Genomic DNA, 13,621 nt, shown 5'->3' on the forward strand with positions numbered 1-13,621 from the left:
CTAGTTCATAACCGTGACGACGGGTTCTTCGACCGGCTTATAGGGCTTGCCCGGCTCATAGGAAGCGAAGTCGCCCTTTTCGGCAATGATCTCGTGCGGTAAGGTGTCACCTTCTTGCACGGGGTAGATCTTGCAGAGCATGCTCTTGATGGCCGATCCAATGCCGCCCTGTCCGGTGCGGAACGCCTCGGTCATATTGTTCAGGTTGGATTCGTAGGTGCCGTAGAAGTTGGGTTCGGCTCCGTCCTGTTCGGGGAACCACCAGCCGTGCTCGGCGTGAACGCGGCCGGGCATTACCTCTATGGTTTCCTTGACTTTCTGCTTGAAGCGCGCTCCGCGGCTGTTTTCGACCCAAATCCAGTCGCCATCCTTTACGCCGTATTTCTTGCAGTCTTCGGGGCTCACCATGATGAGCGGGTCGGGGTGGAACTCGCGCATGGTGGGCAGCTGACGATGCTCGGAATGGAAGAACTCGAACGAACGACCGCCGCCGGACAAAATGATGGGGAACTCTTTGTAGGTTTCAGGCGTGGATAGAGGGCTCTCGGGTGGCTCGATGTGGTATGGCAGCGGGTCGACGCCCCAGTGGTCGTAGCCGAACGACCACAGTTCTATGCGGCCTGTGGGCGTGTTAAAACCGGGCTGGCCGTCGGGGCGTAGCATGCCCTTCTCGTACTTACGGTATGTGGCGTCCCAGTCCCAATACGCCGTGCCGTTGCAACTGTTCTCGCTCGGGTTTTGCACCGTGTCTTCCCAAGTACGGTTATATTCAGTACCACCAGGTGCCAGCTGATCGGTGAGATACCAGGTGCACCATTCTTTGTCGTCTTTCCATGGCCAGTGTTCGGGCTTAATGCGCTTGCCCAGTTCCAGGCAAATCTGTTCGTCAGATTTTGCCTCGTAATAATCAGTTACTTTTACCATGGTGCGCACGGGTGTCCACCAGGTGCGACAGGAGTTGCGCTCGCAGCTCATGGCCACGGGCAGCACGATGTCAGCCAAAGCTTGCGCTGTGGGCGTCATGAAGGGGTCGGCCACAACAATAAAAGGAACCTTCATAAGCGCAGCGCGCGTGCGTGCGGGGTCCATGGATGCGCAGGCGAGCGCGTTGGAGCTTTGAATCCAGAACATCTCGATGGAGTAGGGTTCGCCCGTTTCAATGGCGGCCAAAATGGCATCGGTGTCGGCGCACGACACAATGTTTGATTCGTTAATGCCCGAGGTGGCGGGGATAAGCTTTTTTGCATACACTTCAGGGTCGATGTATTCGTCCCCCAAGCCGTAGCGCTTTTCAATAAGGTAGGCGCAACGGTAAAGCGCGTTGCCGCCCGGGTTGTCGATGTTGCCCGTGATAGCCATGAGATCGGCTACTGCTTCGGTCACGCCGAGCGCCGCGATTTGTTGTTCGAATGCGAGGCCCCATTGGCATGCGCAGCTCGACGACGTGGCGATGAGGCGCGCAGCACCACGTAGGGTGTCGGCGTCGACCTCGCAGAGCGGACTTGCCCACTCGGGAGTTTTGTCGGCAACGCGCTCGGCGAGTGCTTCAAAACCGTAGCACCAGTTATCAACGAACTCGTGATCGTAAAGATCTTCGGCAATAACAACGTTGAGCAGCGCCATGGCCACGATGGCATCGGTGCCAGGTCGGACGGGAAGCCAATAGGCTGCGCGTGCACCCCACCACGTGAGACGGGGGTCAACGGAAATAATCTTCGAACCCATTTGCACGCACTGCACCAACCAGTGACCCAAGAACCCGTCGGCATTCGACTTGATGGGTTCGTTGCCCCATACGAGGATCACACCGGGCACCTGCCACTCAGGATTCGCATAGCGATCGTGATGGGCTTGTGAGGCATCCACAATGATCATGTCGCCGTACTTGGCTGATGTCCCGATCATGCGGGGCAGGTAGCACGCGAAACCAGTGAAGCCGAACGTGGACACGTTGGGCGTTTCCATGCAGGCCGATGCGAAGTAGGGCACCTGCCAGCCAATGTTGCGGCCGGTACCGTGCACGACCACGATGGACTGGGAGCCGTACTCCTTCTTAATGGAAAGCACACGCTCGGTGATCTCGTCGTAGGCTTCGTCCCAGCTGATGCGTTCCCACTTGTCCTCGCCGCGCTCACCGGCGCGCCTCATCGGGTACTTCAGTCGGTCGGGATGATTGACGGCTTCAGGCATATCGAGGCAGCGCATACACAATTTGCCGTTGGCGACGGCGTTGAGCGGGTCGCCTTCCACTTTCTCAAGCTTGTTATCTTTGGTGTACAACAGCACGCCGCAGCCCATGTGGCAGCCAGGAGGCGACCAATGAGTCGTGCGCGTGACGGTGAATTCACCTTCCTGCCACTGCCATTCTCCCTCGTGATAGGCTGTGCGGTCGATCTTGTCCAGATACTCTTGGTAATCGGCCATGATGCTCCTTTCCTCGTTTCATGCCGCCCGTCTGTTGCAGGCTCTCGCACTCTTCGATTCTAGGGAGGGGGCTGGTGTGTGACATGCCGCCTCGCATCCTATTTTGATACGCGCCGGCGCTCCGCCATGGGGTGCAGATGCTAATTTGCGCAGTCGGACAGCAAGCATAATGACAACATGAGAGAAGAAAGCGTCCAGTAGACGTCAGGCTGTGGCCGATCCATGCGAAGGTACGCCTTATCTTGGGAAAAAGGCCTAATACCTCACGCCCTATCTTAGTTCGGAGGTGCTTTCCTGTGGTTTATGCTAAACGCAAAAGGAGCAGATGAAGAGAGAAGAGGTGTTAGCTGAGCGGTTTGCGGAGGTTCGAGGGTGCGTGATATAACAGGCGGGCGCATCCGTCCCTTGAGGAGTTGATGAGGTGCGGACCGTCGAATACATCAGGGGGATTTCGGCGAGATAATGGGGGTTTGATCGTTGAAACTAGATCATGAAACTGATTTCATGCAGGATTTGATTGGCGATGGCAAGAGTGAATGGGTGCTTGTCAATCCTCGCATGTTGCTTGGCCTTGTGGGTGCCGTTGCCTGTTACGCATGGTTGTTTTTGATGATGGGCACCTCGGCGTTTGTGCCCTTTGTAGGAGTTTTGGATGGGGCCGTGGGCGGCGCTCACTTCTGCTTTGCCTTCGGAATTATGGCTTCACTCACGATAACATGGTTCTTCTCGGACTTCTTTTCGCCGCGCAAGCGTATTCAATTTTCTCTAGGATTTCTCTGTACTGTTTTGGGATCGGCGGGACTGTGGTTTCTCGGCGGGGATTGGCTGTGGCTTATGCCCTCAGCGGCGCTTATGGGTATGGGGTTTGGTCTGATCTATGTGTTGTACGGCGAGTTTGTGTGCGTACATTTTCATGCTTCCATCAAGGCGTATCTCTTGGGTATTTTTTGCTGCGCCTTTGTGGTGTGCGCGGGTCTTCTGTTTGCGGGCCCTCAGATGGGGTTTTTCTTTGGGCTGTTGTTTCCTACGGTGGCTTTTGCGGCGTATGCATGCGTATATGCGTTTTTCCGCTTGGGGAGGCGTCCTATTGTTGACAAGAAGACGTCCGACGCGCGCAACCGTGTTGTGTGGCGGTCGTACTTGGCGACGGCGACTGCTGGTATGGCAGCAGGATTTGCGGTGGGGTGCCTTCTCTCAAGTGAGCCGGTGCACTCGTGGGCTTATGGCATCGTTGAGGTTTTGGCGGTAGCGACCAGTGCCTTTCTGCTGGTGGATTCCTGTCGGAAAAACCGCGTTAACGAAACTATCACCATGCGCTTTTTCCTGCCTTTTGCGGCGGTATTGGCGTTTCCTCTTATGTTTGTGCCTCAGCCGTTCAAGTTTGTGTTTGCCGTGCTGCTGTTGTGTGGGTCGTTGTTTCCCATTACCTGTTCGCTTTCGGCTATCTGCAAGCATATCGTGCTCTGCGATTTATCGGCGGTGCGAGCCTTTTCCTTTGGTCGCCTTATCTGCTTTGCGGGCATTGCTCTTGGTATGGCTTTAGCGTTCGTTGGTTTTTCTCGCTCTGAGGTTTCGGGCTACCCTTATGAGGTTGCTTCGGCCGCAGCGGTAGTGGTGTTTATGATATTAGTCATTTTTTCGGCTTCATTTGTTATGACGGAGGATAATTATCCCGACGAAGCGCGTATTAAGCCCACGGGACTTGACGATTCCGAGGGTTCGGTGGCTGCCGATGTAGGCAGGGGCGTGCCCATCCGCAAGTTGGAAACCGTCGAAGCAGAAATGGCAGCCGAGCAAAACGGCGAAGGTGCATCAGGGGAGGAGCATCCCAATCGTCCTGGCATCTTCCACATCAAGTGCGAAATAGTTGCGCGAACGTACGGCTTGTCTAACCGGCAGCGTGAGGTGCTCGGCATGTTGGCGAAGGGTCGCAATGCCGACTATATAACTGAAAAGCTCATTATCTCTTCGCACACAGCCAAGGCACATATCTATAACATCTATCAAAAGACCGGCGTCCATTCGCGCCAGGAGCTCATGGACTTGGTGGAGAATGTCGACGTGAGCAACGCCGGTTCCCTTTTGCAAGACATTCTGAGCGATCGTGCATAAAGGCACTTCAGGGGCCTAATCCCTCACGCCTTACTCTTCTGTTTAGCGTCTCGCACCTCATGAAAGGTCGCTCCTTTTTTCCTATTGTTCGCTGCGAGAGCTGGCGGTGATGTGTCGCTGCTGGCTCGAGACCAGAGAGGAGAGAAGGCAGATGCTATTTGATTATCGCGCGTTTCTCGACAGTGTCGACCGCAAGGCCTACCACGAAGGGGAGTGGCAATGGGAGGAGGATGGCTACACCGTCACCAGAACCTATACCTACTCGGCTCCGGGGTGCCACGATTCCTGTGGTGTGCTTATGTACACCAAGGATGGCACGTTGGAGAAAGTGGAGGGCGACCCGCTTGACCCCTGTGCGAATGGGCGGTTGTGTATGCGCTGCCTCAACCTGGTGGAAGGCGTGAATTACGCCGACCGTCCGAAGTACCCGCTGCGTCGCGTAGGTGAGCGCGGCGAGAACAAATGGGAGCGCATCAGCTGGGAAGAGGCGCTTGACGAGATTGCCGAGTGGATTCGCGTGCACATTGATGAGGCGGGCCTTGGGCGTGAGTCTATCTTTGTGAACCACGGCACCGGGCGCAATATTTCATCGTGGGTGCCGTTTTTGGGTGGGGCGTGTTTAGGCACGCCAAATATTGGCGCTATTGGCTTCTCCGGCTACTCGTGTTATCTGCCGCGTACGTGCGGCACGGCGGCTGGCATCGGTGACTTCCCCATTGTGGATGCTTCCGAAGGTCACGAAGATCGCTACGCGAACCCCGAATGGGAGCGACCCGATGTGGTAGTTATTTGGGGCTGTGAGCCGTTGCGTTCGAATGCCGACGGCTATTTGGGTCACTGGCTGAATGTGTGTATGCAAATGGGAACGGAGTTCATCTCGGTAGACCCGCAGCTTACCTGGTGGGGCGCGCGGGCGGAGTACTGGCTGCCCATCAGACCTGCCACCGACCTGGCTCTCGCGCTGGCGTGGCTTAATGTCATCACGTCCGAAGACCTTATTGACCATGAGTTCGTGGACTGCTGGTGCGCCTACTATGACGAACTGAAGGAACACGTGGCGCAGTTCACGCCGGAGTGGGCGTCCGAGATTTGTCTCGTGCCGGCTGAGGACATAGCAGCAGCTGCGCGCTTCTACGCGAACGCCGAGCGTGGTGCCATCCAGTGGGGCCTCGCGTTTGACACGCAAGTGGACTCCATCCAGCTGTGCCAGACTGTGAGTAACCTCATGAGTGTATGCGGCAATATCGACCGTCCGGGTACCAATATCCTCGTTCGCAATGGGTTCGAAATCAACCCTGGGTACGCTACGGCGCAACTCTACTGCGATCCGGATACGTTCGCAAAGAAACTCACAGTGGACCTGGTGCATCCGGGTTGCGTGCAGTTCATCGGCATGGCTGATTGCGACGCCGTGAACCGTGCCTTCGAGACGGGCGAGCCGTATCCCATCAAGATGTTCTGGTCGCAGGGCTCCAATGGCATTGCCTGCTCCGCCACAGCAGCGCCGCGTGTGCACAAGATGCTGCAGAACGTGGAATTTTGCGTGGTGGCTGACCCGTATATGACGCCGACTGCGGTCGCGTATGCTGACATCTTCCTGCCGCTGAAGACCACGGCTGAGCGCGATTCCATGCGCGTGTGGTGGACGCCGCTGCGCGCCATGAAGGCTGTGAGCGAATGGTACGAGGCGAAGTCTGACGAGGAACTTATTGTTGCGTTGGGCAATAAGCTGAACCCCGAACTCTTCCAGAAACGCTGGCCCACGTTGGACGCGCTTTTACAGGACTACCTGGACGTAGGCTTTAACATCTACGACCCCGACACAGGCAAGAGTTACAAGAGTGCTGGCCGCTCGAAGGCTGGCATGGTGGAAGTGGACGACGTTCACACCGACTACTGGAAGAAGCACCACGACGACGGGGAGTGCTCGTTCGATGCGCTCGTGCGCAAGGGTGGCTACGAGTACGACGACTTCTGCGCCACGTATCGCAAGTACGAAAAGGGCATGCTGCGCCCCGACGGTCAGCCCGGTTTCGCCACGCCGACGGGTCGCATCGAACTGGTGCCGTTCAACACGTTTACCGCATGGGGTATTCCGCCTTTGGCTGAACACGTGGAATCGCTTACGGCGGATCGCTGGCTAAACGACCCCGAGTTCCACAAGGAATACCCGTTCATCTGCATCAACGGTTCGCGTTCCTATGAGTTCTTCCATTCAGAGAATCGCCAGCAGGCCACCATGCGCGAGTTCCATCCGTGGCCTCTTGTTAAGGTAAGTCCGCAAACGGCCGAAGAATATCAGCTGACTGAGGGCGAATGGATCTGGCTTGAGAATACGGAAGGCCGCTGCCGTCAGAAGGTGACGATCGACCCTACACTCAATCCGAACTACGTACACGCCGAGCACGGCTGGTGGTTCCCCGAGCAGGAGCCAGCTTTCCCGAACCTGTATGGCGTGTTTGACTGCAACATCAACAATCTGACCGCCTCCTATGAAACGGGCTTCGGCGGTATCGGCAACCCGCTTAAGAGCATCTGCTGCAAGATTTACAAGTGCACTGATGAGGTGGATGAACCTTCGCCCGGTGAGGTTGTGACGAAGCTCGGCGGATTCCGCAACGACTACGTGGCCGGCCAGCCCTTTGCATGGACGACCGACAACACGACGCGCGAGGGAGGGCGTTTCTAATGAAAGGCATTCTGGTTAATTACGAATTCTGCACGGGCTGCCACTCCTGCGAGGTGGCGTGCAAGAAGCACCTGGACCTGCCGGCAGGCGAATTCGGTATCAAGCTGACCGAGACAGGCCCTTACGAGTACGAGGGCAAAACGGGCAAGGAGCGTTGGGAGTGGACGTGGCTTCCCGTGCTCACCAAGGCGTGCGACATGTGTGTCGATCGCACTGAGAAGGGCAAGCTGCCCATGTGCGTGCAGCACTGCCAAGCCTGGTGCATGTACTACGGCGAGGTGGAGGAACTGGCCAAAAAGATTGACGGCACCTCACGCTGCGCTTTACTCACGCAGTAGCCAGTGCGTCTCCTTCGGCATTGTACCTGATCAACAGCTTGTGTAATCCCTCGTTTCCTATGTTTGTAGAGCCTTTTTTGCAAGATAGGAAACCGCACCTCATGAAACTTTGGACGAACGGGAACAGAATCCTGATCGTCCGCTCGAGCGGACACCTAAGGGGAGCTGTTTTTGAGAGAGGAGGAGACGTCCACCATCCTTTTGTCCAATTCGCATCAAGCAAGGAAAGGTGTAAGACATGGTAGAAGAAAAGAAGGGGATCCATCGTGCTTGGCTCGTCTTCATCGGTGTATGCATGATGATGGCTGGCGGCATGGGGTTAGTGCTCAACGTCATGGGCAACTTCTTCGTGCCGATGGCGTTGCAATTCGGGCTCGTGACACCCGAGGGTAAGCCCGACGTGACGCAGGTGACGTTGCTCATGACCGTGTACTCGTATGTCATGCTTGTATGGCTGCCGTTTGCTGGCCGCCTGTTCGACAAGGTGGACGCGCGCGTGCTGTTCGGGGTCGGCGGCCTGTGCGTCGTGGCGGCTGTGGCGTTGCTCGGTGTGTGGGGCGACGTATGGCAGATCTACATTTCCGGCGTGCTGCTTGGCCTCGCTGGTCCGATTATCTTCCTGGTCGGTCCGTCGGTTCTGATCAACAACTGGTTCGCGCCGAAGCAGGCCGGCAAGTTCCTCGGCATCGCCTCAGCGTTTACGGGTGTCGGTACGTTCGTGTGGTCTCCGCTGTTCGCAGGCCTCATCAAATCCATAGGCTACCAATCGTCATTCTTCGTAGAAGCCGCGATCTCAGCTGTGCTTATACTCATCCCCGCCGTGTTCTTCTTCCGCACGCGCCCCGAGGATGTGGGACTTGCGCAGTACGGTATTGAGAAGGAGACGGCCGAAGGTGCCGAGCCGGCGAAGAAGAGCGGCGTGTCTGGCAAGTTTGCTCTCGGTACCGTGGCGTTCTACTGCATTTTTGTGGCGGCCTGTCTCATCTCGCTCGGCGGTGGCTACAAGTCCATGATGCCGACGGCTGTGCAGTCGGTTGGTGGCACGGAGCTTGCGCTGCTGGGAGCTTCCATGATCTCAGCCGCGGCTGTAGGTAATATTCTTGGCAAGATTACGCTTGGTACTCTGTCGGACAAAATTGGCATTATGAACTCCATGGTGGCGTTTGCCGTGGTGAGCATCATCGGGTTTGCGCTCATGGTGTTCATGATGGGCGACAACCAGGTACCCATGCTGGCTGCTGGCTTCTGCATTGGTACAGGCGACGCCATGATGTCGGTGGGTCTGCCCTTGCTCACGCGCCATTGCTACGGTGACCGCGACTACGCCAAGATTTATTCGTATCTGAACATGGGCATCGCCGTACTCGGTGGCCTCGGCGCGACGTTCGTCGCCCTTGTGGCTTCTATGGCGGGAGGCTTCCAGGCAGCGTATGGCTGCGGTATTGGGTTCGAGATTGTCATCGCCCTGGCCATCATTGTGGCCGTAGTGACGGCGAAGAAGTTCCGTGACAAGTGGACGGAAGAGGGCGAGCCCGAGAAATCCCGCTCGTAGAGACTTGCTCCGCCGAAGGATGTTCGTTTCGCGCGTGCTGCTGCGTCTGAGCTGGCGGCAGCACGCGTCCTCTAGGCTGATTTTGTACACGGGTGGGGAAAGCGACGCCGCGTGCGGCGCGCGACAGATAGGTGGTTTGCAATGCCGGCACCAAAAACACGGTTTCACTACGCATGGCTCATCCTCATTGGCTGTTGCTTTATGCAGGCAGGCGGTCTGGGTGCCGTCCTTGATGCGGCGGGAGTGTTCTTTGTACCCGTGTGTGAGGACTTAGGTTTTTTGCGCTCAGAACTCTCGCTTTACCTGACGTTCTACTTCATCGCGACGGTGTTTGCCATGCCAATTGTGGGGAAGTGGATCACGAAGTTCGATCTCAATCGCGTGCTGAGCGTGTCCTTCGCGCTTGTAGTTGCTGCTGTGGCGGCCATGGGGTTCTATACCGAACCCTGGCAGTGGTGGATATCGGGCGTCGTGTTCGGGTTGGCGGGTAGTTTTATCTTTGTCGTTCCCGCGCCCATTCTCATAGGCAACTGGTTTCACACTCACCGGGGTTTGGCGCTCGGCGTAGCCATGTCATTCTCCGGTATAGGCGGCGCGGCGCTTGGACCCGTATTTACGCTGCTCATTCAAACGGTCGGCTGGCGGGAGGCGTACTTCATTGCGGCGGGTATCATGGCGCTGCTCGTGCTGCCGTGGACCCTTGTTGTGTTCAAGTTGCGCCCTGAGGACATGGGACTCAAGCCTTACGGATGGACAGAGGCCGACGAGCAAACCGAACGTGTGCGTGAGGAGCGCCACGAGGGCTTGCCGGGCGTCCCGCTGTCGAAGGCGCTCAAGACGGTTCCGTTCGTATGCATGTTTCTGTTTTCGGGCCTCATTGCCTACTTTGCCGGCTTTAACTCGCACCTGCCGGGTTACGCGCAGTCCATCGGCTTCTCGGCGATGGTGGGATCGTCGCTGCTCACAGCCGTCATGGTGGGTAACGTGGTGGAGAAGCTGCTCATTGGGTGGCTGAACGACAAGGTGGGAGTGCAATTCACGGTGAATATACAGCTAGCTATGGTGGCGCTCGGATTTATGGGTTTCATACTTGCGGGTGACAACCTTGTGCTGTTATATGTGTCGGCATTCTTGTTTGGTGCGCAAAATTCGCTCGTGTCCGTATCAACGCCGCTGCTCATTCGCCAACTTTTTGGCGAGCGCGACTTCCCTGCCATCTTCACGTATGCCCGTATCGGTACCGGTGTCATTGGATGTTTGGGTCCTGTGACCGTAGCTGCTGTGTTCGACGCTACGGGCAGTTTCGTTCCCGCGTTCATGTTGGGCATTGGTATCACGGTGCTTGGGTTTGTCACTGTGCGGTTGGCGTACGCATTTCGTGGCCGTCTGCACTGGATAGAGCGTGATCAGGATGAGGCGAAGTCTGAGGATACGCGAATCAAAGCTATTTCATAACGAAGAGAAAGAGAGGAGCGGTATGGAATTCAAAAATGACCTGGGTAAACCGTGGAAATATGAGGAAGGCGATTTTACGGTTGTACGCACGTCTATGTGGTCGCCCCCGGGCTGCCATCCGGTGGGTTGCGGCCTCAAGCTTTACGTTGACGCAGATGGACGTCTTGATCACGTGGAGGGAGACGAGAACAACCCCATCACAAAGGGGCGCCTGTGCGCTCGCTGTCTTGCCTTGAAAGACTATGTATACAATCCGAGCCGCGTCATCTATCCGATGAAGCGCGATCCGAAGGATCGTGGCCAGCACGACAAGTGGGAACGCATTACGTGGGATGAGGCGTACGCCCTCATCAAAGAGAAGCGCGACTACTTCCGCGACACGTACGGTCCCGAATGCATGGCGGTGTTCTCCGGCACGGGCCGCTCGGGTGGCATTTTGGTAGCCGACATGGCGCAGGCCGTGCTTGGTACGCCGAACGCTTGCTACACCCAGTCGGGATACGCCTGCTACCAGCCCCGATCCATGTCCTGTTCGCACGTGCTGGGTGCGTACTACCCTGAGCTTGACTACGCGGGCGGCTTGGAGGGCACCTACGATAACCCGGCCTACCGCGTGCCCGAGGTTATGGTCATGTGGGGTAAGATGCCACTCGCTTCTAACGGCGACGGCCTGTGGGGCCATGCCGTTATCGATCTTATGAAGCGCGGTGCGAAGCTCATCAGCGTTGACCCGCGTGTCAACTGGCTTGCCACGCGCGCCGAGGTGCATCTGCGTGTTCGCCCCGGCACCGACACGGCGCTCGCCATGGCGTGGCTGTGGGTTATCATCAATGAGGACCTGTACGACCACGAGTTTGTGGAGAAGTGGACGTACGGCTTCGAAGAGTTCGCGGCCCGCATCAACGACCCCGAGAAAGGTATGACGCCTGAGCGGGCGGCGGAGATCTGCGAGGTGCCGGTGGAAGACATCTACCGCGCCGCGCGCATGTATGCCCAGGCCACTCCGGCGTCCATCGCCTGGGGCCTCGCGTTCGACCAGAACCAGAATGGCAACCAGGCGGCGCACTGCGTGCTGGCGCTCATGGCTATTACGGGCAACATTGATGTGCCCGGCGGCCAGATCATCGCCGAGATTGACCCCGCCCCTGGTGTGGAAGAAGATGCGGAGGCGCAGGCAGCCGCCGAGGCCGCGGTGGCTTGCGGTTCCACGCTCGATATCGACAAGGCGGATGACACGTCGGCTGAGGATGCCGCGCGTCCCCAGCGCCGCATCGGCTGGGACAGCCTGCCCGAAGACCTGCGGGATAAGACTATCGGCTACGCCGAATATCCGCTGTATGTAGACAACATCCGCAACGCCCAGGCCGACATGATGTTTGACGCCGTGACCACGGGCAAGCCCTACCGCATCCGCATGGGCTGGATTCAGTCCACGGCGCTACTTACCCCGACGTGCTGTGCGCAGCCAACTGGCTGGTATGAGGGATGCAAGAATCTGGAGTGGTGTATGGCCACCGACTGCTTCATCACCCCGGCCATTGAGGCGTTCGCCGACCTTATTCTGCCTTTGGCATCGTGTGCTGAGAAGGATGACGTCGTCATGACGCACTACGCGGGCTCGCCCGTTACGCTGGGTTCAGTGAACAAAGCCGTTGACGTGGGCGAAGTGAAGTCGGACATCCAGATACTCATCGAGTTGGGCGAGTATCTAGAGATGGACTGCCTCAAAGACGAGAACGGCGAGCGCTTGTTCAAAGACGAGGATGACTTCCTTACACAGCGTCGCGCCCGGCCTGCGAAAATGCCGTTCGAGGATTTGCGCGAGAAAGTGGTACACCAGCGCGGCGTGAACTATCGTAAGTACGAGACCGGCAAGTTGCGTCCCGATCGCAAGCCCGGCTTCCTCACGCCGACCGGACGTGTGGAACTGTGGTCGACGGCGTACGCTCACTATGGCGAAGACCCGTTGCCCTACTACCAGGAGCCGGCGTTTAGCCCGCACAACGACCCCACATTGGCAGAGAAGTATCCCTTCATCCTGACGACGGGCGCCCGCAACTACGCTTCGTTCCATGCCGAGCATCGGCAGATTCCTGTGTTGCGCGAATTGCATCCCGATCCAATCATCGAGATCAACCCTTCTGATGCGGCCGAGTTGGGCGTGGCAAACGGACAGTGGGTGGAAATCAAGAACGACTATGGCCGCGCCAAGTTTAAGGCTGTTGTGTCGCCCATCGTGAAAAAGGGCGTAGTTCAGGCTGATCATGGCTGGTGGTTCCCCGAGCGTCAGGCCGATGATGACGCGCGCGGCGATGTGGTGCCCTTGGGCGAAATCGTGGAGCCTAACGAGGTACAGGCTGTCATCAACGGCACCGAGATCAGGGATGGTTTCGTGAAAACAGATCACGCCGACGAGAAGAGCCTGTATGGCGTGTGGCAATCGAACTGCAACGACCTCGTATCGAACCACTACAACTCCAAGCTAGGCTACGGTGGACCTTACAAGTGCAACTGCTGCAGCGTCACGCCTTTGCAGGAGAGCTACGACACGGACATGAGCCTGGTCGTCGAAAAATTCGGAGAATTGGAGTAGCGCCATGACTGAATGGGGACTGTTGATTGACTACGAGTACTGCACGGGCTGCGAGACGTGCGTGGTAGCGTGCAAGGAAGAGCACGGCTTCCCGGTTGGGAAGTGGGGTATTCGCGTCCTGGACGATGGGCCCTGGCAGAAGGACGATTCCGGCGAGGGCGGCAACTGTTTCAACTGGAATAAGATTCCCGTACCCACCGATTTGTGCGACCTGTGTGCTGATCGCGTGGCGGCGGGCAAAGACCCTTCCTGCGTGCATCATTGCCAGGCGTTCTGTATGAAGTTTGGCCCGCTGGATGAGTTGGCGGCGGAATTGAAGAAGAAGCCCAAGCAAGTAATCTGGGCACCCTGCGCCTAAGTTGGAGAGATGACGGTGTCGCCCAGCCAAGCGACACCGGGGGAAGGGAGCGCACCATGTGCTATTGCTGCAACCTATGCAACCGCTGTGGTCGCGCCGA

The 13,621-nt window shown here is 57.4% G+C and carries 8 protein-coding genes; 7 read left to right on the top strand and 1 reads right to left on the bottom strand.

The window, feature by feature from the left end; all coding sequences use genetic code 11:
- The gene (locus QNJ86_RS07335) at positions 1-2,424 is read right to left on the bottom strand and encodes a molybdopterin-dependent oxidoreductase (RefSeq protein ID WP_283831950.1); all 2,424 of its coding nucleotides are present in this window, start codon (positions 2,422-2,424) and stop codon (positions 1-3) included.
- A gap of 504 nt (positions 2,425-2,928) precedes the next feature.
- Here QNJ86_RS07335 and QNJ86_RS07340 point away from each other — a divergent pair.
- From QNJ86_RS07340 to QNJ86_RS07370, 7 genes are all read left to right on the top strand, one after another.
- The gene (locus tag QNJ86_RS07340; protein WP_283831951.1) at positions 2,929-4,536 is read left to right on the top strand and encodes a LuxR family transcriptional regulator; all 1,608 of its coding nucleotides are present in this window, start codon (positions 2,929-2,931) and stop codon (positions 4,534-4,536) included.
- Positions 4,537-4,687: 151 nt separating this feature from the next.
- On the top strand, positions 4,688-7,225 hold the full coding sequence (locus QNJ86_RS07345; RefSeq protein ID WP_283831952.1) for a molybdopterin-dependent oxidoreductase: 2,538 nt from the start codon (positions 4,688-4,690) through the stop codon (positions 7,223-7,225).
- Positions 7,225-7,563: a 4Fe-4S dicluster domain-containing protein gene (locus tag QNJ86_RS07350; protein WP_283831953.1), complete on the top strand. Its 339-nt coding sequence runs from the start codon at positions 7,225-7,227 to the stop codon at positions 7,561-7,563. Before QNJ86_RS07345 ends, QNJ86_RS07350 begins: the two co-directional genes overlap by 1 nt.
- Positions 7,564-7,801: 238 nt before the next feature.
- The gene (locus QNJ86_RS07355; RefSeq protein ID WP_283831954.1) at positions 7,802-9,115 is read left to right on the top strand and encodes an MFS transporter; all 1,314 of its coding nucleotides are present in this window, start codon (positions 7,802-7,804) and stop codon (positions 9,113-9,115) included.
- A gap of 141 nt (positions 9,116-9,256) precedes the next feature.
- Positions 9,257-10,570, top strand: a complete 1,314-nt coding sequence (locus QNJ86_RS07360; RefSeq protein ID WP_283831955.1) for an MFS transporter — start codon at positions 9,257-9,259, stop codon at positions 10,568-10,570.
- Positions 10,571-10,592: 22 nt separating this feature from the next.
- Positions 10,593-13,163, top strand: a complete 2,571-nt coding sequence (locus QNJ86_RS07365) for a molybdopterin-dependent oxidoreductase (RefSeq protein ID WP_283831956.1) — start codon at positions 10,593-10,595, stop codon at positions 13,161-13,163.
- Positions 13,164-13,167: 4 nt separating this feature from the next.
- The gene (locus QNJ86_RS07370; RefSeq protein WP_283831957.1) at positions 13,168-13,521 is read left to right on the top strand and encodes a 4Fe-4S binding protein; all 354 of its coding nucleotides are present in this window, start codon (positions 13,168-13,170) and stop codon (positions 13,519-13,521) included.
- The last annotated feature ends 100 nt before the right edge of the window (positions 13,522-13,621 follow it).

It is taken from the genome of Gordonibacter faecis (genome assembly GCF_030077735.1).
Taxonomy (GTDB): domain Bacteria; phylum Actinomycetota; class Coriobacteriia; order Coriobacteriales; family Eggerthellaceae; genus Gordonibacter; species Gordonibacter faecis.

Coding starts and splice junctions, on each gene's coding strand:
- QNJ86_RS07360 (WP_283831955.1), top strand. CDS start 9,257: ATGCCGGCACCAAAAACACGGTTTCACTACGCATGGCTCATCCTCATT.
- QNJ86_RS07365 (WP_283831956.1), top strand. CDS start 10,593: ATGGAATTCAAAAATGACCTGGGTAAACCGTGGAAATATGAGGAAGGC.
- QNJ86_RS07345 (WP_283831952.1), top strand. CDS start 4,688: ATGCTATTTGATTATCGCGCGTTTCTCGACAGTGTCGACCGCAAGGCC.
- QNJ86_RS07340 (WP_283831951.1), top strand. CDS start 2,929: ATGCAGGATTTGATTGGCGATGGCAAGAGTGAATGGGTGCTTGTCAAT.
- QNJ86_RS07335 (WP_283831950.1), bottom strand. CDS start 2,424: ATGGCCGATTACCAAGAGTATCTGGACAAGATCGACCGCACAGCCTAT.
- QNJ86_RS07350 (WP_283831953.1), top strand. CDS start 7,225: ATGAAAGGCATTCTGGTTAATTACGAATTCTGCACGGGCTGCCACTCC.
- QNJ86_RS07370 (WP_283831957.1), top strand. CDS start 13,168: ATGACTGAATGGGGACTGTTGATTGACTACGAGTACTGCACGGGCTGC.
- QNJ86_RS07355 (WP_283831954.1), top strand. CDS start 7,802: ATGGTAGAAGAAAAGAAGGGGATCCATCGTGCTTGGCTCGTCTTCATC.